A 19,416-nucleotide genomic window follows, 5' to 3' on the forward strand; every position below is an offset into this window, starting at 1 on the left:
GCGCCTACTTGGTTTCGGCGCGGTTGACGAGCCAGCGTCCGTCCACGTTCTCGACGGTGACCAGCAGCGACATCTTGTTGGTCTTCGGCATGCCGTCGGTGGCGTCGCTGGTCGTCGTCCGCACCACGTCGACGGTCACGTCCGCGCCGACGGCGTCGCCGGACACGACCCGGCAATCCACCGAGTCGACCGCCGAGCGGGTGTGGCTCGCGGCCGCGTTCGCCTGAATGCGCGGCCGGGCTTCCTCGAACTCGGCCCGGAGCATCCCGGTGGTGATGTCGAGCATCTGGCCCGCGTGCTCATCGAAGCGCGCGTAGTCGTAGGTGCCCGCGACGGTGCCGAAATCGCACCCGGCCAGCCGCGCCTCCTCGGGCGGAGCGGCCGCGGCGGTCGGCGCGGCGGCGATACCCGCGATGCAGGTGGCTGCCGAGATCACGAGCACGGCAGCGAGTGTCGAGCGAGGCATACGATATCCCTTGGGAGAGTGGGGAGTAGACGATCGGAGTGATCGCTCGAGACACTACCGGGGGTTTCCGTGGCAGGCGGGCGGTCCGTCGGATGGCGAGTCGCGTCGCGGCTCGGACCGTGATCGACCGGCCTCCGGGTAGACCCTGAGCTGTGCGCGACGGATATGGGTGGTGACACCGGATTCGCTCGCGGCCGCCCGGTTCTACGGTCGAACCGAGGAGGCCATTATGCGCAGTGTCACAATCCCGCTGGTCCTGCTGACCGGGTACGCGGTGGTCGCGTGTTTCGCCTTCGCTACGACGGCGGCGGAGACAGTGCTGTTGTATCCCAACATTTTTCGGGACATCCCGGAGTCGCTGGAGTTGACCGAGCGGTTCATGAGCGTGGTGGCGGTCGGCGATATCATGCGCCCGCTCGGTGCCGTGCTGACACTGTGCGCGCTGATCGCGGCCGTGGCGGCGGTGCGTTATCGAGTCGGGCTGCGCTGGCTGGGACTGTCGCTGGCCTCGTTGGTGAGCGGGCAGTTTCTGCTGTCGATCCTGTACCAGTGGCCGCGGGCGTCGATCCTGTTCGATGACCGCGACAAGCACAACGTGGCCGAGATCGAGCGCGCGGCAACCGAATTCCTGATCGGGCAGGGTTTCCGGATCGCCGCGGCGGCGCTGACCGCGCTGTGCGCGGTGGCGGCCGCGCTGGTCTGCTACCGCCGTCGCGTGCTGGCCACGCAATCCCGAGGGCCGGAGCGACACATTGTGGGTGTGACCAACAAGCGTTAGATTGCAGGCATGGAGATCTCGCACGAGGGTGCTCCCGCCAGGCTGCGGGCCCTGCCCACCCGGCTGGTCAACCAAGTCGCCCTCGTTGCGAATCGGGCCACCGAACGGGCGCTGCACCCTACCGGCTCCCGGCGCTACCACTACGCACTGCTCGCCGCGCTCGCCGAGTTCGGCTCCATCAGCCAAGCCGACCTGGGTAGGCGCACCCGCATCGATCGCAGCGATATCGTCGCCACCGTCAACGAGCTGGCCGACCGCGGCTTCGTCCAGCGCAGCCCCGACCCCGGCGACCGCAGACGCAAGATCGTCACCATCACCGCCGCGGGCACGGCCCACCTCACCGAACTCGACGAGCGCCTGGCCGGTGCGCAAGACGAACTGCTGGTCGGTCTGAACGCCGCGGACCGCGCCGAGCTGGTCCGCCTTCTCACCTGCATTCTCGACGCCCAGTCGGGCAAGTAAACCTCGTTCGCTGTTTACCTGAACGTCCTATATCCGCAGGCCGGAGACGGGGCGTGCGGAGGGAACTACTAGGCTGCTCCCGTGAGTGAGCGTAGCGACCGAACCATCAACACAGCGTCGAAGACGTCGACGGAGCCGAGCGTCAGCGAGGCGCAGTCGTGAGTGAGCGCAGCGATCGAACCATCAACACAGCGTCAAAGACGTCGACGGAGCCGAGCGTCAGCGAGGCGCAGTCGTGAGTCTTGTGCTGCTGCCCGCCGTCGATGTTGCCAATGGCGAGGCTGTGCGCCTCGTGCAGGGGGAGGCCGGTAGCGAAACCAGCTACGGCTCGCCGCGCGAAGCGGCGCTGGCCTGGCAGCAAGCCGGCGCGGACTGGGTGCATCTGGTCGACCTCGACGCGGCGTTCGGCCGCGGCTCGAATCGCGAACTGCTGGCCGGGGTGGTCGGCGAACTCGACGTCAAAGTGGAGCTGTCCGGCGGCATTCGCGACGACGACACCCTGGAGGCCGCGCTGGCTACCGGGTGCGCCAGGGTGAACCTCGGCACCGCCGCGCTGGAGGACCCGGTGTGGTGCGCCAAGGCCATCGCCCGGCACGGCGAGCGGGTCGCGGTCGGCCTGGACGTGCGCATCATCGACGGTGACTACCGGCTGCGCGGCCGCGGCTGGGTCAGCGACGGCGGCGACCTGTGGGAGGTGCTGGAGCGGCTGGAGCGTGACGGTTGCTCCCGCTACGTGGTCACCGACGTCACCAAGGACGGCACGTTGACCGGCCCCAACCTGGACCTGCTCCGCGAGGTGTGCGCCGCCACCGACGCGCCGGTCATCGCCTCCGGTGGCGTGTCCACCATCGAGGACCTGGTCGCGATCGCCGAACTGGTGCCGGAGGGTGTCGAAGGCTCGATCGTCGGCAAGGCGCTCTACGCGGGCCGGTTCACCCTGCCCGAGGCGCTGGCCGCGGTGAGATGACCCCGGACCTATCGGCACTGCTCGCGGTCGCCCGCGAGATCTTGGACTCGGTCACCTCGCGGTTCATCGAGGGGGTCGGCGCGCCGAGCGCGGTCACCAAGGGCCGCAACGATTTCGCCACCGAACTCGACCTGGAGCTGGAACGCACCATCTCCGCTCAGTTGGAGCAGCGCACCGGAATCAGGGTGCACGGTGAGGAATTCGGCGGGCCGCAACTCGTCTCCGGTACCGCGTGGGTGCTCGACCCGATCGACGGCACCTTCAATTACTCGTCCGGTCATCCGCTTTCGGGCATGCTGCTCGCACTGGTGCACGAGGGCGAGCCGGTGCTCGGGCTGACCTGGCTGCCGCTGCTCGGGCAGCGCTATGCCGCGATGGCGGGCGGACCGGTGCTGCTGAACGGTCAACCGTTGCCGCCGCTGCCGCACGGGAAGCTGGCCGAGGCGATGATCGGGTTCGGCGCGTTCAATGTGGATGCGCGCGGGCGGATCCCAGGACAGTTCCGGTTCGATCTGCTGGGCCCGCTCAGCAGGCTTTCCTCTCGGGTGCGCATGCACGGTTCGACCGGCATCGATCTGGCGTTCACCGCGTCCGGTGTGCTCGGTGGGGCGATCGTGTTCGGCCACCATCCCTGGGACAACGCCGCGGGTGTCGCGCTGATCCGCGCCGCGGGCGGCGTGGTCACCGATCTCGAAGGCGCGCCGTGGACCATCACCTCGGGTTCGGTGCTGGCCGCCGCGCCCGGCGTGCACGAAGAGCTGCTCGAAATGATCTGCACGGTCGCCGATCCGGTGGCCGCGGAGGAAGGGTGAGGCAATGACGTTGGCGGTACGCGTGATTCCGTGTCTGGATGTCGACGCGGGCCGGGTGGTCAAGGGCGTGAACTTCGAAAACCTGCGGGACGCGGGCGATCCCGTCGAACTGGCCGCCACCTACGACGCGCAGGGCGCCGACGAGTTGACCTTTCTTGATGTCACCGCCTCCACCGGCGACCGCGGCACCATGATCGACGTGGTCACCCGCACGGCCGAGCAGATCTTCATTCCACTCACCGTCGGTGGCGGGGTGCGCACCGTCGAGGACGTCGACCGGCTGCTGCGCGCCGGAGCGGACAAGGTTTCGGTCAACACCGCCGCGATCGCCCGGCCCGAGGTGCTGCGCGAGATGTCGGAGCGGTTCGGTTCGCAGTGCATCGTGCTGTCCGTCGACGCGCGAACGGTTCCCGAAGGACAGCCCGCGACGCCGTCCGGCTGGGAGGTCACCACGCACGGCGGTAAGCGCGGCACCGGCCTCGACGCGATCGAATGGGCCACTCGGGGAGCCGAATTGGGTGTCGGCGAGATCCTGCTCAACTCGATGGACGCCGACGGCACCAAGGCCGGCTTCGATCTCCCGATGATCCGCGCCGTCCGCGCCGCGGTCTCCGTCCCGGTCATCGCCAGCGGCGGCGCGGGCGCCGTCGAACACTTCGCCCCCGCCGTCCGAGCGGGCGCGGACGCGGTCCTGGCCGCCAGCGTCTTCCACTTCGGCGACCTGACCATCGGCCAGGTCAAGGACTCGATGCGCGCCGAGCACATCGTCGTCCGTTAACCAGGCACTCCGCGCGCGAATTCACCTGCTGCGCAAGGAATTGCCAGCGATTTCGGGCGCGGGCCGAGGAAGAGTGCGCGCGAGACGGCGCGACCCGCTCGGCGGGGGCCGAGCGGGTCGTTGCGGAGGGGGTCAGGCTCCTGCGGCTACTTTCAGTAGTACTGCGCCCGCGATTATGGCGGCGAAGGAGGCGACCTTGGGGAGGGTGATCTTCTCGTGGTAGATGAGGGCGCCGAGGATTACCGTGCCGATGGCGCCGACGCCGGTCCAGATGGTGTATCCGACACCGACATCCAGGGTGCGCAGGGCCAGGCTCAGGGTGAAGATGCCGCCTGCCGCGGCGAGCAGGGTGAAGACGGACGGCCAGAGCTTGGTGAAGCCGTTGGTCGCGTTGGTGCCGAGTGCGAACGCGATCTCGAAGACGATGGCGATGCCGAGGAAGATCCAGGCCATGACGAAAACTCCTGTTGCGGTGGGGGTGTGGGGATCAGGCGGTGACCGCGGCGGGTGCCGCGGTGCGGTTGGCCAGGGTGTCGGCGAGTTTGAGGCCGAGCACGCCGCCGATGATCAGCACGAAGGCGAGCACCTTCCAGACGTTGAGCGTCTCGTGGAAGATCACCGTGCCGAGGGTGACGGTGCCGACCGAGCCGATGCCGGTCCACACCGTGTAACCCACCCCGACGTCGAGGGTGCGCAGCGCCAGGCTGAGGAAGAAGATGCCTGCCCCCGCGGCGGCCGCGGTGAGCAGCGACGGGGCGAGCACGGTGAATCCTTCGGTGGCATTGGTCGCGAGGGCGAACACCACTTCGAAAACCGCCGCGATCATCAGGTAGATCCAGGCCATGAGAACAGCTCCTTTAGTTGTATGTATATGCAACTACCTTGCGTGAGGAGAAGTATGCATGTACAAATAATCTGTGTCAAATACTGAGCACGACGACCAGATGTGGAACCGGTTGATCGCCCTGCACGCCCAGGTGGAGGGCCGATTGGCGGCGGCGGTACAGCGCGGGCACGGTCTCGGGCTGTCGGAATACCGCGCGCTCGGCTTCCTGGCCGAGGCGTCCGACGGCGAACTGCGCATGCAGGACCTGTCCGCCCGCCTCGGCCTGAACCAGAGTTCGGTGACCAGACTGGTCGGCAGGCTCGACGCTGCCGGATTGGCCTACCGCGATCTGTGCCCCGACGATCGCCGCGGCGTCTACACGGTGATCACCGACAAGGGCCGGGAACGGCACCGGGCCGCGGGCGAGACCTACCGCGGCACCCTCACCGCCGCGCTCGACGAAGCCGACGACGACACCGTCGCCGCCCTGCGCCGGGCTCATGTCTGATCCCATACCGGGCACGGCCGCAGCGAAGGCCGAGGTACGCCCCTGTTATAACGGTCGTATGACTCTCGACCCCGCCATCGCCGCCCGGCTCAAGCGCAACGACGCGGGCCTGGTGTCGGCCGTCGCGCAGGAACGCGGCACCGGTGATGTGCTGATGGTGGCGTGGATGGATGACGAAGCGCTGGCCCGCACGCTGGAAACGCGCAAGGCGACGTACTTTTCGCGTTCGCGTCAGCAGTACTGGGTCAAGGGGGAGACCTCCGGTCACACCCAGTACGTGCACGAGGTCCGCCTGGATTGTGACGGCGACACCATTCTCTTGGTCGTCGATCAAGAGGGTGCCGCCTGCCATACCGGGACGCACACGTGTTTCGATTCGGACGTCCTGCTCGCTGAGCAGTCCTGACGTCGAAGGGCGCCGACTACGTGTCCGACGGCCGATCGTCCTCGCTGGCATTACCGGGTCGGCTCAACGCATCGGTGAGATGATCGGCGAGCAGCTCGCTCAGTTCGGCCAGCTGAGCCGTCTGCTCGGGCTCCAAGCCGTCGAACACCAGGTGGCGCACCGCGTCCAGATATCCGGGGGCGGCCTCGATGACCTTGTGGTAGCCGTCGTCTGTCAGTACGGCCTGGACCCCACGCCGCCCGGCGGTAGCGGAGCGCTCCGCCCAACCCATCCGCTCCAGCTTGGATACCACGTGCGAAAGCCGTGATAGCGATGCATTTGCCTTGTGGGCAAGGTCACTCATCTGCAAACGATGGCCCGGTTCCTCGGACAACAGAGTCAATACCCAATACTCGAAATGGGTGACCCCGGATTCGCGCTGCAGCTGCGTATCCAAAGCGCCTGGTAGGCGCGTCATCAGCGCAACAATCGCGCGCCAAGCTCGTTGTTCGACGGGGTCGAGCCACTTCGTCACTGTGTGCCTTCTTTCAAGCCAAGTGACGTGTTTTTGTTAGTAAGCCTATCGATTATTGAAAAGCATGTTCACAGTCACCCGCGACACCGAGTTTGCCACGACTTCGCTCGCCCGTCATGAAGTTGCTATGGGACGTGAGCTCACTCACAAACTATCCGGACGCGTCATGGTCGGATCAGCGGTGGTCGGCGGTGCGGTGCGGGTGGCCTGCTTCTTGGGGTGCCTGCGCCGCCACCAGCGCATGATGACCAGGAACAACGCCGCCAGGAAGACAGCGGCGGCGGCGAGCGCCCCGGCCAGGGTGGCGCCGCGGAAGGCGGGTGCGTCGACGTCCAGAATGCGCTCTCCGGCATGGGCGGCGTTGCTACTGCCCAGCACGATGGTCAGCGTCATCAGGTTGGGGATCGCGACGAGCGCGGCGACGACAACGGCCGCACCCGCCATGAACCGGCCCGCCCGGCGTCCCCACACCCGCACCGCGAACAGCAACAGGAACAGCGGCACGACCGTGCACACGCCGCCGAAGACCAGGCCCCAGCCGATGCCCTTGGCGAAGCTGCCGTTGACCATCTCCGCGACCCGCTGCGCCCACCAGCGCGGGATGAACGCGGACAAGATGAAATAGGCGATGAACAGGAGGGCGAGCAGCGCCAGCCCGCCGATCAGCCAGCTCCGCCAGGCGGGTCCGGTCGATTTCTGCTCCAGCTGTCCGTCGGTCGCAGTCATGCAGCCAGCGTAAGCCGGGTGAACGGCGGAAACGTGATGATCGCCCCGGCGTTTCCGGTACGTCGGCCCGAGTGTTGCCCGGGTTCAGCGTTCCCGGAGTTACTTCGCGCGCTCCCGGAGGAACGCCAGCGCCTCGTCGGCATGCACGTTGGCGCGCAACTCGCCGGTGATGATCTTGCGGACGGTGCGGTCCTGATCGATCACGAAGGTCTGCCGCTTGACCGGCAGCAGTTTCCCGAGCAGCCCCCGCTTCACGCCGAACTTCGCGGCGACCTTGCCGTCGGAGTCGGAGAGCAACGGATAGCCGAGATTCTGCTTGTCGGCGAAACCGGCTTGGGCGTCGACGCCGTCGGCGCTGATGCCCGCGCACGACGCGCCGAGGGCCGCGAAGTCCGCGGCCACATCACGGAAGTGGCAGGCCTCGGCCGTGCACACCGGGCTGTTCGCCGCGGGATAGAAGAACAGGACCAGCGGACCGTCCGCGAGCAACGCGTCGAGCGAACGGGGGGTGCCTGATTGATCGGGGAGCTCGAACCGCGGGGCGAGCTGACCTGTCTGCATGGAAAGGGACAGTACCGGGCACATGTCGCACCCGGTACCTGTCCGGACCCGTCAGGCGCCGATCAACGCCGCAACTTCGGGATTCTTGATCTGCATGACGTCGAGAATGCCGTGCGCGCGCAGGAACGGCTTGAGCTCCTTGATCCGGTCGGCGTGCGTGGCGTACTCGTCCGGGAAATGGTTCTTGTCCAGGGCTTCCAGTGCCTTCGCATAGGTGACGAAGGTGGCTAGCGCGTTCGGGGCACCCTGGGCGCCGGCCTTCGACTGCAGTCCGACCATCCGTGGGGGCTGGCTCGGCGCACCGCCCGGGGCGGCGTGCCTGCCCTCCGGTTGCGAGGGGTACATCGGTTGTCTCCTCTCGATCATGGATACCGCGTGCGAGATGGAACGGAGCGAGTCTAAAGACGCCCGTCACACCCCTAACGCTGGCATGGGAACCGGGCGGTCGTGTTTGTGGCTGGTGTTGTTGGCCCTGTGTTTTTGGCCGCGTGGCCGCGGCGTGTTCGCGGCCCCGGGAAGTCTCGCTTCCGAGCGGCCGAGACTCGCGCCTGCGGCGCATGCGCTTCGGCCACTCGGAAGCGAGACGGGCCGCGAACGCGCTCGTAAGACTCGCGCTGTGGTGGGTGGGTGGGGGCGGTGATCTTGCTGTGGGTGTGCTTCGGCCGGTCGGACGCGAGACGGGCCGCGAACGGCGCTCGTAAGACTCGCGCGTGGCTGGTTGGGGTGCGCTGCGGTTGGGGTTGGTGCGGCCTGGGATGATGTTGCGCATGCAAGGCGCGTCGACTCCTACCACTACGACCCGCGAACAGTTTCATCAGCTGGCCGCGGAGCATCGGGTGGTGCCGGTTACCCGAAAGGTGTTGGCGGACTCCGAGACTCCGCTTTCCGCCTACCGTAAGTTGGCCGGGGATCGGGCGGGAACGTTCCTGTTCGAGTCGGCGGAGAACGGGCGATCGTGGTCGCGGTGGTCGTTCATCGGCGCGGGGAGCCCGTCGGCATTGACCGTGGTCGACGGGGAGGCGGCCTGGTTGGGGAACATTCCGGTGGACGCGCCCTCGGGCGGCGATCCGCTGCTTGCCCTGCGGGAAACGCTGGAGCTGCTGAAGACCGAGCGCTTGCCGGGGCTGCCGCCGCTGACGGGCGGCATGGTCGGCTACCTCGGATACGACGCGGTGCGCCGGATCGAGCGACTGCCGAACCTGGCCCTCGACGATCTGCAGCTGCCGGAGATGGTGTTGCTGCTGGCCACCGACCTCGCCGCGTTCGACCACCACGAAGGCGCGATCACGCTGATCGCCAATGCGGTCAACTGGAACGGCACCGCCGAACGGGTCGACGAAGCCTACGACGACGCGCTCGCCCGACTGGATCGGATGACCGAGGCGCTCGCCGCCCCGGCGCCGTCCACGGTGTCGGTCTTCGACCGGCCCGAACCCGAGTTCCGGCGCCGCCGCACCACCGAGGAGTTCGGTGCGGGGGTGCGTCGCCTGGTCAAGGAGATCGAGGCGGGCGAGGCGTTCCAGGTGGTGCTGTCGCAGCGCTTCGAAATGGACTACGACGGCGCGCCGCTGGACCTGTACCGAATGCTGCGCGCCTCGAACCCGAGCCCGTACATGTACCTGCTGCACGTCCCGGACGGCGACGGCGGCACCGCGTTCTCCATCGTCGGCTCCAGCCCGGAATCCCTGGTCACCGTGAAAGAGGGTGTGGCGACCACCCATCCGATCGCGGGCACCCGCTGGCGCGGCGTCACCGAAGAGGACGACCTGCTGCTGGAAAAGGGCCTGCTCGCCGACGAGAAGGAGAACGCCGAGCACCTGATGCTCGTCGACCTCGGCCGCAACGACCTCGGCCGGGTCTGTCAGCCCGGCACGGTGCGGGTCACCGAGTACCGGCACATCGAGCGCTACAGCCACGTGATGCACCTGGTCTCGACGGTGTCCGGCCGGCTGGCCGCGGGCAAGATCGCGCTCGACGCGGTACGCGCCTGCTTCCCCGCGGGCACGCTGTCCGGCGCGCCGAAGGTGCGCGCGATGGAGCTGATCGAAGAGCTGGAGCCGACCCGCCGCGGCGTCTACGGCGGCGTCGTCGGCTACCTCGACTTCGCCGGTGACGCGGACACCGCGATCGCCATCCGCACGGCACTGCTGAAGGACGGCACCGCCTACGTCCAGGCGGGCGCGGGCATCGTCGCCGATTCGGACGCCGAGTACGAAGACCTCGAAGCCCGCAACAAGGCGATGGCGGTGCTCAAGGCGGTCGCCGCGGCGAAAACAGTGCGCGCCTACAGCGCGGAACCGGGCGCGACGAACAGTGGCGACGCATGACGGCAGCCGAGTCCGGCGGGGGCGCCGATCCAGACCGCACGCCCGACCCCGATCTCGTCACCCCGGAGACCGCCGGGGCCGAGTCGGACACCACGTCCGACGAGCGCCGCAAGTACCCGACCGGCGCCCTCGTCCTGCTCGCCCTCGCGGCCGCGGCGCTGTGGGGCTCCTCGCGCATGACCTGGGTGACGGTCACGTCCGCCGACGGCCTCACCGAACCGCGCACCGATCACCTCAACGGCGGCGTCTGGTTCGGCGCGCTCACCCCGCTGGCCCTGGTGCTGCTGGCGTCCATCGCGGCCGTGCTGGCCACCCGAGGCTGGCTGCGTCGCGTGCTGGGCGTGCTCATCGCACTGGTCGGCGCGGTGGCGGCGGTGCCTGCCTTCGCCCTGCTCACCAATTCCGGCAAGATCGCCGAGCGGGCGGCGAAGCTGGCCGAACTTCCGGCGCGGGCGCAGGTGGGGGCGGCGACGACGTCGGCGCTTCCGGCCGTGCTCGCCCTGCTCGGCGCACTGGCCGCCTTCGCTGCTGGTGGCTTGCTCGCGCGGATGCCGCAGGAGACCGCCCGCCTGTCCGGCAAGTACGACAACCCGGTGTTCCGCCGCGCCGCCGCCACCGAGCAGGTGACCCAGCGGCGCACCGAGGCCGCGACACCCGGCGCGGAGCCGAACTCGGCCCAGCTGTCGGAACGCGTGCTCTGGGATGCCTTGGACGCGGGCACCGACCCGACCGAGGACCCGCTGAACTCCGGTGGGCGACCCGAGGATCCGGACTCCGGCGAGGCGGGCGGACGTGCCCGCTGAGGAATCCGCGCGCGGTGACTGTGGCGGTTCCCACCTTGTGCGCGGACTGGTTGCCTGGTCCACAACAAGCCCCGGCGCAAACGCGGCCGGTACGGCCATTTATTCTTTGTCAGCATCGGTGAGACAGCGCCTGGGGGGATTCTCAGGCAGCAAGTCCGTCTCCCCAGAAAGGATTCGAGCCAGATGACGGTACTCGACTCGATTCTCGACGGGGTCCGCGCGGATGTGGCCGCTCGGGAAGCCCTCCTCGATTTCCAGGCGATCAAAGCGGCCGCAGCGGCGAAGCCGAGCCCGCTCGACGCCCGCGCGGCGCTCCTCGAAGACGGCATCGGCGTCATCGCCGAGGTGAAGCGGGCCAGCCCCTCCAAGGGTGAGCTCGCCGACATCCCCGACCCGGCCAGCCTGGCCAAGGCGTACGAGGACGGCGGCGCCCGGATCATCAGCGTGCTCACCGAGGGCCGCCGCTTCCACGGGTCCCTGGACGACCTGGACGCGGTCCGGGCCACCGTGAGCATCCCGATCCTGCGCAAGGATTTCGTCGTCGGGCCGTACCAGATCCACGAGGCCCGCGCGCACGGCGCCGACGTGATCCTGCTGATCGTCGCGGCGCTGGAGCAGGACGTGCTGTCCTCGCTGATCGACCGCACCGAATCGCTCGGGATGACCGCACTGGTCGAGGTGCACACCGAGGAAGAGGCCGACCGCGCGCTCGAGGCCGGCGCCTCGGTGATCGGCGTGAATGCCCGCAATCTCAAGACGCTCGAAGTCGACCGGGATGTCTTCGCCCGGATCGCACCCGGCCTGCCCACCGAGGTCATCCGGATCGCCGAGTCCGGCATCCGCGGCACCGCCGACCTGCTGGCCTACGCCGGCGCGGGCGCGGACGCCGTCCTGGTCGGCGAGGGCTTGGTGACCAGCGGTGATCCGCGCGCGGCCGTATCCGAACTGGTGACCGCGGGTACCCACCCGTCCTGCCCGAAACCCGCGCGGCGGGGCCGGTGACCCGAGTGACCGAACTACCCAAGGCCAGCGACGGCATCGCGCACCGCAGCGCGCACGAGCCCGACAGCGGCGGCCACTTCGGCGTCTACGGCGGCAGGCACGTGCCGGAGGCGCTGATGGCGGTCATCGAGGACGTCACCGCGATGTACGAGAAGTCTCGGCTCGACCCGGACTTCCTCAACGAGCTGGACCGGCTGCAGCGCGACTACACCGGCCGTCCGTCGCCGGTGTTCGAATGCACCCGGCTCGCCGAGCACGCGGGTGGCGCACGCATCCTGCTCAAGCGAGAAGACCTGAACCACACCGGTTCACACAAGATCAACAACGTGCTCGGCCAGGCATTGCTGGCCAAGCGGATGGGCAAGACTCGGGTCATCGCGGAGACCGGCGCGGGCCAGCACGGCGTCGCCACCGCGACCGCGTGCGCGCTGCTCGGCCTGGACTGCGTCATCTACATGGGCGCCGTCGACACCGCCCGGCAGGCACTGAACGTGGCCAGGATGCGGTTGCTCGGCGCCGAGGTGATCTCGGTGACCACCGGCTCGCAGACGCTCAAGGACGCGATCAACGAGGCACTGCGCGACTGGGTGAGCAACGCCGACGACACCTACTACTGTTTCGGCACCGCCGCGGGCCCGCACCCGTTCCCCATGCTGGTGCGCGACTTCCAGCGCGTCATCGGCCTGGAGGCCCGCGTGCAGGTGCAGGAGGCCACCGGCCAGCTTCCCGACGCGGTCGTCGCCTGCGTCGGCGGCGGCTCCAACGCCATCGGCATCTTCCACGCCTTCCTCGACGATGCCGACGTCCGGCTGGTCGGCTACGAGGCGGCCGGTGACGGCGTCGAAACCGGCAGGCACGCGGCCACCTTCACCGGCGGAACACCGGGCGCGTTCCAGGGCGCCTACTCGTACCTGCTGCAGGACGAAGACGGTCAGACCATCGAATCGCACTCCATCTCGGCCGGGCTGGACTATCCGGGCGTCGGCCCCGAGCACGCGCTGCTCAAGGACATCGGCCGCGCCGAATACCGGCCGATCACCGACACCGAGGCGATGGACGCGCTGCTGCTGCTCAGCCGCAGCGAGGGCATCATCCCGGCGATCGAGTCCGCGCACGCGGTGGCGGGCGCGCTGCAACTGGGCAAGGAACTCGGTCCCGGCTCGATCATCCTGGTGAACCTGTCCGGCCGCGGTGACAAGGACATGGACACGGCGGCGCGCTGGTTCGGGCTGTTGGACGAGAAGGACAAAGAGAAGTGAGCCAACAGTCCCGTCTCGCGAATACCTTTGCCGCATGCCGTAGCGACAATCGTGCCGCGCTCATCGGTTACCTGCCCGCAGGTTACCCCGACCTGGCCGGTTCCATCGAGGTCTGCCGCACCATGGTCGAATCCGGTTGCGACATCGTCGAAGTCGGCGTCGCCTACTCCGATCCGGTGATGGACGGCCCGACCATCCAGGCCGCCGCCGACCAGGCGTTGCGCGGCGGTGTGCGGGTGCGCGACGTGTTCTCGGTGGTCGAGGCGATCACCTCGGCGGGCGGCCAGGCCGTGGTGATGAGCTACTGGAACCCGGTGCTGAAGTACGGCGTCGACACGTTCGCGCGGGACCTCGCCGCCGCGGGCGGTGCCGGGATCATCACCCCGAACCTCATTCCGGAGGAGGCCGACGACTGGTTCGTCGCCTCGTCCACGCACAATCTGGACCGCATCTTCCTGGTCGCGCCGTCCTCCACCGAGGAGCGGCTGGTCAAGACCCTCGAGGCGTCGCGCGGTTTCGTGTACGCCGCCTCGACCATGGGTGTCACCGGCGCGCGCGACGCGGTGTCCTCCGCCGCGCCCGCGCTGTGCGCGCGGATCCGGGCGCATTCCGACATCCCGATCGGCGTCGGCCTCGGCGTCCGCTCGGGTGCGCAAGCGGCCGAAATGGCTTCCTACGCAGACGGCGTCATCGTCGGCTCGGCGCTGGTGACGGCTGCGGGTGAGAGTCTGGACGCGGTCCGTGCGCTCACCGCCGAGTTGGCCGAGGGCGTCCGTTCGGCGACCGTCGCTTCCTAGGGTCGCTGCCGCCGCCGTGGCACCCGGTTTCCGTCGCCACTCGGCGGTGGTTCCAGCGTTGCGGGCGTTCTCCGCTACGGTGGCCCCGTGACCTTACGAGTCCTGGCAGACAACGTCTTGGCGAAGAGCGATGTGCTGGCCTACATTCCCAGCCCACCGCAGGGCGTGTGGCACATCGGTCCGTTCCCGCTGCGCGCCTACGCGCTGTGCATCATCATCGGCATCATCGTCGCCATCTGGTGGGGTGAGCGGCGCTGGCGCGCCCGTGGCGGGCAACCGGGCACGATCCTGGATGTCGCGATGTTCGCGGTGCCGTTCGGTTTGGTCGGCGGCCGGCTTTATCACGTGGCCACCGACTGGCAGAAGTACTTCGGCGCCGACGGCGACCCGATGGCGGCGCTGGAGATCTGGAACGGCGGCCTCGGCATCTGGGGAGCGGTGCTGCTCGGCGGCGTCGGCGCCTGGATCGGCTGCCGGGTATATCGAATCCCGTTGCCCGCGTTGGGTGACGCGATCGCGCCGCCGATCCTGCTCGCGCAGGCGATCGGCCGTCTCGGCAACTATTTCAACCAGGAACTGTACGGCCGCGAGACCGACCTCCCGTGGGGCCTGGAGATCTACTTCCGGTACAACGACAACCTGAAGCCGGACGCGATGAACGGCGTCTCCAACGGCGTCGTCGACAAGGTCGTGCACCCGACGTTCCTGTACGAGCTCATCTGGAACGTACTGATCGTGGTGCTGCTGGTCCGGCTGGACCGGCACTACCGAATCGGCCACGGACGCCTGTTCGCGCTGTACGTGGCGGGTTACAGCTTCGGCCGCTTCTTCGTGGAGCTGATGCGCGACGACGAGGCGACCAAGCTGGCCGGCATTCGGATCAACTCGTTCACCTCGGCGGTCGTATTCCTCGCGGCCATCGCCTATTTCGTGTTCGCGACCAAGGGCCGCGAGACCGCTGAGCAGTTGCAACCGGGCGCGGGTCCACGGCCGTGGCCGTGGCAGATCGGCGCGTTGCGTGCGGCAGGTGCCGCCTCCGAGGGTGCCGCGAGCTCGGCCGACCCGAGCACGGACAAGGTTGGGCTGGTCAAGGATTCGGCCCCGGCGACCGCCGGTGCGACGGCGGTGGCGGACACCGAGGAAGCCACGGACCCGGACAAGGCCGAAGCCAGCGGCTCCGTCGAGGCCGAGGACACCGTGGCCGACAAACCCGCTGGCTCGGCCGACAAGTCCGCTGACTCGGCGGACACCGACGCCGAGTCGGCGAAGGCCGATGCCGAGGAAACCGCCACCTCCGCGAAGGCCGCGCCGAAGAAGGCCGCGGACTCCGACAAGTCCTGAAAACGATGGTGCCGCCGCCGATTACGCGGCGGCACCACCGTTCGTCGCGCACGGTGTTCGCGCCGAATTCTCCGCCGCCGATAACGGCGGTCCGCAGCACGGGCGATAACCCGGGGGAATGCCGAGGGTTACCGGGGCGACAAGACAACACCCGTCCGACCACAATGTCTCGTGATCGTCGCGAGCGTCTCCCGCTCGGCAGATCGATCGATGCCGGGCCGAGCAGAGGGTGCCCGCACGAATGAGGAGGACATTTAGTGACCGACCCTTACCAGCAGAACCCAGGCGGCGGACCACAGTACGGTCCGCCCGGTACGGGTCCGGATCTGAACAAGCCGCAGGACACCGTGGCGTTCCCGCAGTTCGACGGCCAGCAGCCCGCGGACCCGTACGCGCAGCCCCAGTACGGCCAGCCCAACCCGTACGGCCAGCAGCCGGGCGGCTACCCACCGGGGCAGTACGGCCCGCAGGGCTACAACCCGAACGACCCCGAAGCACCGTACGGCCGTGACCAGTTCGGTGTGCCGCTCTCCGACAAGCAGAAGCTCGTCGCGGGCCTGCTCCAGATCTTCCTCGGCAGTTTCGGCGTCGGCCGCTTCTATCTCGGCCACAACGGACTCGGTATCGCCCAGTTGGTCGTCAGTGCCGTCACCTGTTTCACGCTCGGTTGGATCTGGGGTGTCGTCGACGGCATCCTGATGCTGACCGGCAAGGTGACCGACAGCGAAGGTCGCCCGCTGCGCGAGTGAGTCAACCCGAGAGCACGACGGGCATCGCCGATCCGGCGGTGCCCGTCCGGGCTTTCAGCGCGGCTGTTTCGCGAGTACAACCCTTTAACGCACCATGATCGGGATAATGTCCTTCGCAGAAGTACCGGCGTAGCATGAGCCGGATTTGCGTGTTGTGTGTGGAACTCCATGCACCGAAGAGAGGGAACCCGTGCGTCGCAAGCTGTTCGCCGCCGCCATGCTCGCCATCGTCGCCGCTACCGGGCTCACCGCCTGCGGTAGCAGCAGCGATCCGAACGTGTTGAAGGTCGGCACGGAAGGGACCTACTCGCCGTTCAGCTACCAGGGTTCCGACGGCAAGATCACCGGCTACGACATCGAGGTGATCCAGGCCGTCGGCGACAAGCTCGGCAAGCGGGTCGAATTCGTGCAGACCCCGTGGGACGCCATCTTCGCCGGCCTCGAGTCCAAGCGCTTCGATCTGGTCGCCAACCAGGTGACGATCAACGACGAGCGCAAGAACAAGTACGCGCTGTCCACCCCGTACACCACCTCCGACGGCGTGATCGTCACCCGCACCGACAACAACGCCATCACCACCCTCGCCGACCTGAACGGCAAGACCTGCGCCCAGTCCGCGACCAGCAACTGGGGCAAGGTCGCCGCGGCCGCCGGCGCGAAGGTCGAGGCGGTGGAAGGCTTCGTGCAGGCCATCCAGCTGCTGAAGAACGGCCGCGTCGACGCCACCGTCAACGACACCCTCGCCGTCGCCGAGTACACCAAGAAGACCGGCGACAACGGCGTGAAGGTCGCGGGCAAGACCGGTGAGACCAGCAAGCAGGCCTTCGCCGCCCGCAAGGACGACGCGCTGATCAAGGACGTGGACAAGGCGCTGAGCGAGCTGCGCGCCGAGGGCAAGCTGGCCGCGATTTCCGACAAGTACTTCGGCACCGACGTCAGCAAGTAGCCGACGCCGTCCATGGATGCCGATACCAGGGAACTGATCTGGCACAACCTGTGGCCGATGCTGCAGGCCACCGTCGAGAAAACGCTGCCGCTCACCGCGATCAGCTTCGCCATCGGCTTGGTGATCGCATTGTTCGTGGCATTGGCCAGGATGTCACCGGTGTGGCCGCTGTCCGCGGCCGCCCGGTTCTACATCTCGATCATTCGCGGCACGCCGCTGCTGGTGCAGCTGTTCATCGTGTTCTACGCGCTGCCGCAGTTCAATGTGGTGATCGATCCGTTCCCGGCCGCGGTGATCGCGTTCAGCCTCAATGTCGGTGGCTACGCGGCCGAGGTAGTGCGCGCGTCCATCCTCAGCGTCGCGCACGGGCAGTGGGAGGCGGCCAAGGCGCTCGGCATGTCCTATGCGCAGGAACTGCGGCTGATCATCCTGCCGCAGGCCTCGCGCATCGCCGTGCCGCCGCTGTCCAACACGCTGATCTCGTTGGTCAAGGACACCTCGCTGGCCTCCACCATCCTGGTGACCGAACTGCTCCGGGTCGCCCAGCTGGCGGCCGCCCCGACCTTCGACTTCTTCGCGCTCTACGGCGTCGCGGCGATCTACTACTGGATCATCTGTTTGATTCTCGGTTTCGCGCAGACCAGATTGGAGACCCGGCTCGCCCGGCACGTCGCGCGCTGACCGACCGTTGTTCTCCGGGACCGGCGGCCACCATTTCGCTCGATTCGGCACCGCGAATAACTACCAACGAGTAACATTTTCAGGTTCTGGCTTTCCGGAGACCGGCGCTAACCAGGCATGTTGCGCAATGCGTAACGGTTGTAGGTTTCACCAAGTCGGAGCCGATTTTTTCACGCAGCTTTCACCTGGGCCACAGCAGGCGCGGGTACCGGTCGGGACTAGGCTCTACCCGTGATGCGACGGACGAAGATTGTGTGCACGCTCGGCCCGGCCACTGCCACCGAGGACCGTATCCGCGAACTCGTCGAGAGCGGCATGGACGTGGCTCGGCTGAACTTCAGTCACGGCGAACACGCGGATCACGCCGAGAACTACAAGAAGGTACGGCAGGCCTCCGATCACCTCGGCAGAGCGGTCGGCATCCTTGCCGACCTGCAGGGACCGAAGATTCGGCTGGGCCGCTTCCTCGAGGGCAAGACCGTCTGGGCGACGGGTGAAGAGGTGCGGATCACCGTCGACGACGTCGACGGAACCCATGACCGCGTTTCGACCACGTACAAGGAACTCGCCGCCGACGCGAAGCCGGGCGACCGCCTGCTCGTCGACGACGGCAAGGTCGGTCTCACCGTCACCAAGGTGGACGGCAACGATGTCGTCTGTCGAGTGACCGAGGGGGGACCGGTCTCCAACAACAAGGGTGTTTCGCTGCCCGGCATGGACGTGTCGGTGCCCGCGCTGTCCGAAAAGGACATCGAGGACCTGGAATTCGCGCTGAAGCTCGGTGTCGACTTCATCGCACTGTCGTTCGTGCGGTCCCCGGCCGACGTCGAGCTGGTGCACGACATCATGGATCGGGTCGGCCGCCGGGTGCCGGTGATCGGCAAGCTGGAGAAGCCGGAGGCCATCGACAACCTGGAAGCCATCGTGCTCGCCTTCGACGCGGTCATGGTCGCCCGTGGTGACCTCGGCGTCGAGCTGCCGCTGGAGCAGGTGCCGCTGGTGCAGAAGCGGGCCATCCAGATGGCGCGGGAGAACGCGAAGCCGGTGATCGTGGCGACCCAGATGCTGGAGTCGATGATCGAGAACTCGCGCCCCACCAGGGCCGAGGCCTCCGACGTCGCGAACGCGGTGCTCGACGGCGCCGACGCGGTGATGCTCTCCGGCGAGACCTCGGTCGGCGCCTACCCGATCGAGACGGTGCGCACCATGGCGCGCATCGTGCACGCGGTGGAAACCGAATCGACCAGGGTGCCGCCGCTGACCCACGTGCCGCGCACCAAGCGCGGCGTCATCTCCTACGCCGCCCGCGACATCGGCGAGCGGCTCAATGCCAAGGCGCTGGTCGCGTTCACCCAGTCCGGTGACACGGTGCGCCGGCTGGCCCGGCTGCACACCCCGCTGCCGCTGCTGGCGTTCACCCCGCTGCCCGAAGTGCGCAGCCAACTCGCGCTGACCTGGGGCACCGAGACCTTCATCGTGCCGATGGTGGACACCACCGACGCTATGATCCACCAGGTCGATGTAGCGCTGCTGTCGATGGAGCGATACCAGAAGGGTGACCTCGTGGTGATCGTCGCCGGCTCCCCGCCGGGTACGGTCGGCTCTACCAACCTGATCCACGTGCATCGCATCGGTGAGGAGGATCATTAATTGAACGCTTCCCTAGGCGGGTCCGTGGTCGATTCGTCGGCTGCCGGACGGTCCGAC

The 19,416-nt window shown here is 68.0% G+C and carries 24 protein-coding genes; 17 read left to right on the forward strand and 7 right to left on the reverse strand.

Going from position 1 to position 19,416, the window contains the following annotated elements:
• Positions 1-4: 4 nt before the first annotated feature.
• Positions 5-466 carry a hypothetical protein gene (locus tag ACFK0J_RS12385; protein WP_378739554.1) on the reverse strand — a complete coding sequence of 154 codons (462 nt, stop codon included), beginning with the start codon at positions 464-466 and terminating at the stop codon, positions 5-7.
• Positions 467-695: 229 nt separating this feature from the next.
• On the opposite strand from ACFK0J_RS12385, the gene ACFK0J_RS12390 reads away from it, so the two are divergent.
• The 5 genes from ACFK0J_RS12390 (at position 696) to hisF (ending at position 4,263) form a co-directional block, all read left to right on the forward strand.
• Positions 696-1,244, forward strand: a complete 549-nt coding sequence (locus ACFK0J_RS12390) for a hypothetical protein (RefSeq protein ID WP_378739556.1) — start codon at positions 696-698, stop codon at positions 1,242-1,244.
• A 9-nt stretch (positions 1,245-1,253) separates the two neighbouring features.
• On the forward strand, positions 1,254-1,706 hold the full coding sequence (locus ACFK0J_RS12395) for a MarR family winged helix-turn-helix transcriptional regulator (RefSeq protein ID WP_378739558.1): 453 nt from the start codon (positions 1,254-1,256) through the stop codon (positions 1,704-1,706).
• A gap of 235 nt (positions 1,707-1,941) precedes the next feature.
• On the forward strand, positions 1,942-2,673 hold the full coding sequence (gene priA / locus ACFK0J_RS12400; protein ID WP_218476025.1) for a bifunctional 1-(5-phosphoribosyl)-5-((5-phosphoribosylamino)methylideneamino)imidazole-4-carboxamide isomerase/phosphoribosylanthranilate isomerase PriA: 732 nt from the start codon (positions 1,942-1,944) through the stop codon (positions 2,671-2,673).
• Positions 2,670-3,485 (forward strand): inositol monophosphatase family protein, encoded by an 816-nt coding sequence (locus ACFK0J_RS12405; RefSeq protein WP_378739560.1) that lies wholly within the window; start codon positions 2,670-2,672, stop codon positions 3,483-3,485. The genes priA and ACFK0J_RS12405 overlap by 4 nt, the downstream gene beginning before the upstream one ends.
• Before the next feature lie 4 nt (positions 3,486-3,489).
• Positions 3,490-4,263 (forward strand): imidazole glycerol phosphate synthase subunit HisF, encoded by a 774-nt coding sequence (gene hisF, locus ACFK0J_RS12410; protein ID WP_378739563.1) that lies wholly within the window; start codon positions 3,490-3,492, stop codon positions 4,261-4,263.
• 132 nt (positions 4,264-4,395) lie between these two features.
• Here hisF and ACFK0J_RS12415 read toward each other — a convergent pair whose 3' ends face one another.
• Together ACFK0J_RS12415 and ACFK0J_RS12420 are read right to left on the reverse strand one after the other, a co-directional pair.
• Entirely contained in the window at positions 4,396-4,716 is a 321-nt protein-coding gene (locus tag ACFK0J_RS12415; protein ID WP_218476030.1) for a multidrug efflux SMR transporter, read from the reverse strand.
• A 34-nt stretch (positions 4,717-4,750) separates the two neighbouring features.
• The gene (locus ACFK0J_RS12420; protein WP_378739566.1) at positions 4,751-5,107 is read right to left on the reverse strand and encodes a DMT family transporter; all 357 of its coding nucleotides are present in this window, start codon (positions 5,105-5,107) and stop codon (positions 4,751-4,753) included.
• 73 nt (positions 5,108-5,180) lie between these two features.
• On the opposite strand from ACFK0J_RS12420, the gene ACFK0J_RS12425 reads away from it, so the two are divergent.
• Positions 5,181-5,597: a MarR family winged helix-turn-helix transcriptional regulator gene (locus ACFK0J_RS12425; RefSeq protein ID WP_378739568.1), complete on the forward strand. Its 417-nt coding sequence runs from the start codon at positions 5,181-5,183 to the stop codon at positions 5,595-5,597.
• A gap of 58 nt (positions 5,598-5,655) precedes the next feature.
• The gene (gene hisI / locus ACFK0J_RS12430; protein ID WP_218476036.1) at positions 5,656-6,003 is read left to right on the forward strand and encodes a phosphoribosyl-AMP cyclohydrolase; all 348 of its coding nucleotides are present in this window, start codon (positions 5,656-5,658) and stop codon (positions 6,001-6,003) included.
• Between the two features lie 16 nt (positions 6,004-6,019).
• Here the strand turns inward: hisI and ACFK0J_RS12435 are convergent, their stop codons facing one another.
• The 4 genes from ACFK0J_RS12435 to ACFK0J_RS12450 all read right to left on the reverse strand — a co-directional run bounded on the left by ACFK0J_RS12435 (position 6,020) and on the right by ACFK0J_RS12450 (position 8,149).
• On the reverse strand, positions 6,020-6,460 hold the full coding sequence (locus ACFK0J_RS12435) for a MarR family winged helix-turn-helix transcriptional regulator (protein WP_378742783.1): 441 nt from the start codon (positions 6,458-6,460) through the stop codon (positions 6,020-6,022).
• A gap of 201 nt (positions 6,461-6,661) precedes the next feature.
• Complete coding sequence (locus ACFK0J_RS12440; protein WP_378739571.1) at positions 6,662-7,243, reverse strand: permease; 582 nt, start codon at positions 7,241-7,243, stop codon at positions 6,662-6,664.
• Between the two features lie 99 nt (positions 7,244-7,342).
• On the reverse strand, positions 7,343-7,804 hold the full coding sequence (locus tag ACFK0J_RS12445) for a peroxiredoxin (RefSeq protein WP_378739573.1): 462 nt from the start codon (positions 7,802-7,804) through the stop codon (positions 7,343-7,345).
• A gap of 51 nt (positions 7,805-7,855) precedes the next feature.
• A complete protein-coding gene (locus ACFK0J_RS12450) occupies positions 7,856-8,149 on the reverse strand; it encodes a hypothetical protein (protein WP_378739576.1) in 294 nt (97 codons plus the stop codon).
• Positions 8,150-8,571: 422 nt separating this feature from the next.
• On the opposite strand from ACFK0J_RS12450, the gene ACFK0J_RS12455 reads away from it, so the two are divergent.
• The 10 genes from ACFK0J_RS12455 to pyk all read left to right on the forward strand — a co-directional run bounded on the left by ACFK0J_RS12455 (position 8,572) and on the right by pyk (position 19,359).
• Positions 8,572-10,131, forward strand: coding sequence for an anthranilate synthase component I (locus ACFK0J_RS12455; RefSeq protein WP_378739578.1), 1,560 nt, complete (start codon positions 8,572-8,574; stop codon positions 10,129-10,131).
• A complete protein-coding gene (locus ACFK0J_RS12460; RefSeq protein WP_378739580.1) occupies positions 10,128-10,934 on the forward strand; it encodes a TIGR02234 family membrane protein in 807 nt (268 codons plus the stop codon). Before ACFK0J_RS12455 ends, ACFK0J_RS12460 begins: the two co-directional genes overlap by 4 nt.
• Before the next feature lie 183 nt (positions 10,935-11,117).
• A complete protein-coding gene (gene trpC, locus ACFK0J_RS12465; RefSeq protein ID WP_218476047.1) occupies positions 11,118-11,936 on the forward strand; it encodes an indole-3-glycerol phosphate synthase TrpC in 819 nt (272 codons plus the stop codon).
• Positions 11,933-13,195, forward strand: coding sequence for a tryptophan synthase subunit beta (trpB, locus tag ACFK0J_RS12470; RefSeq protein ID WP_378739584.1), 1,263 nt, complete (start codon positions 11,933-11,935; stop codon positions 13,193-13,195). The genes trpC and trpB overlap by 4 nt, the downstream gene beginning before the upstream one ends.
• Positions 13,192-13,992, forward strand: coding sequence for a tryptophan synthase subunit alpha (gene trpA / locus ACFK0J_RS12475; protein WP_378739587.1), 801 nt, complete (start codon positions 13,192-13,194; stop codon positions 13,990-13,992). Before trpB ends, trpA begins: the two co-directional genes overlap by 4 nt.
• Positions 13,993-14,079: 87 nt before the next feature.
• Positions 14,080-15,333 (forward strand): prolipoprotein diacylglyceryl transferase, encoded by a 1,254-nt coding sequence (gene lgt / locus ACFK0J_RS12480; protein WP_378739590.1) that lies wholly within the window; start codon positions 14,080-14,082, stop codon positions 15,331-15,333.
• A gap of 257 nt (positions 15,334-15,590) precedes the next feature.
• On the forward strand, positions 15,591-16,082 hold the full coding sequence (locus tag ACFK0J_RS12485; protein WP_378739592.1) for an NINE protein: 492 nt from the start codon (positions 15,591-15,593) through the stop codon (positions 16,080-16,082).
• A gap of 217 nt (positions 16,083-16,299) precedes the next feature.
• A complete protein-coding gene (locus ACFK0J_RS12490) occupies positions 16,300-17,028 on the forward strand; it encodes a transporter substrate-binding domain-containing protein (protein WP_378742785.1) in 729 nt (242 codons plus the stop codon).
• A 12-nt stretch (positions 17,029-17,040) separates the two neighbouring features.
• Positions 17,041-17,709, forward strand: coding sequence for an amino acid ABC transporter permease (locus ACFK0J_RS12495; protein ID WP_218476058.1), 669 nt, complete (start codon positions 17,041-17,043; stop codon positions 17,707-17,709).
• Between the two features lie 231 nt (positions 17,710-17,940).
• The gene (pyk, locus tag ACFK0J_RS12500; protein ID WP_378739593.1) at positions 17,941-19,359 is read left to right on the forward strand and encodes a pyruvate kinase; all 1,419 of its coding nucleotides are present in this window, start codon (positions 17,941-17,943) and stop codon (positions 19,357-19,359) included.
• Positions 19,360-19,416: the final 57 nt, after the last annotated feature.

This window comes from Nocardia brasiliensis, from assembly GCF_042691675.1.
GTDB lineage: Bacteria > Actinomycetota > Actinomycetes > Mycobacteriales > Mycobacteriaceae > Nocardia > Nocardia brasiliensis_D.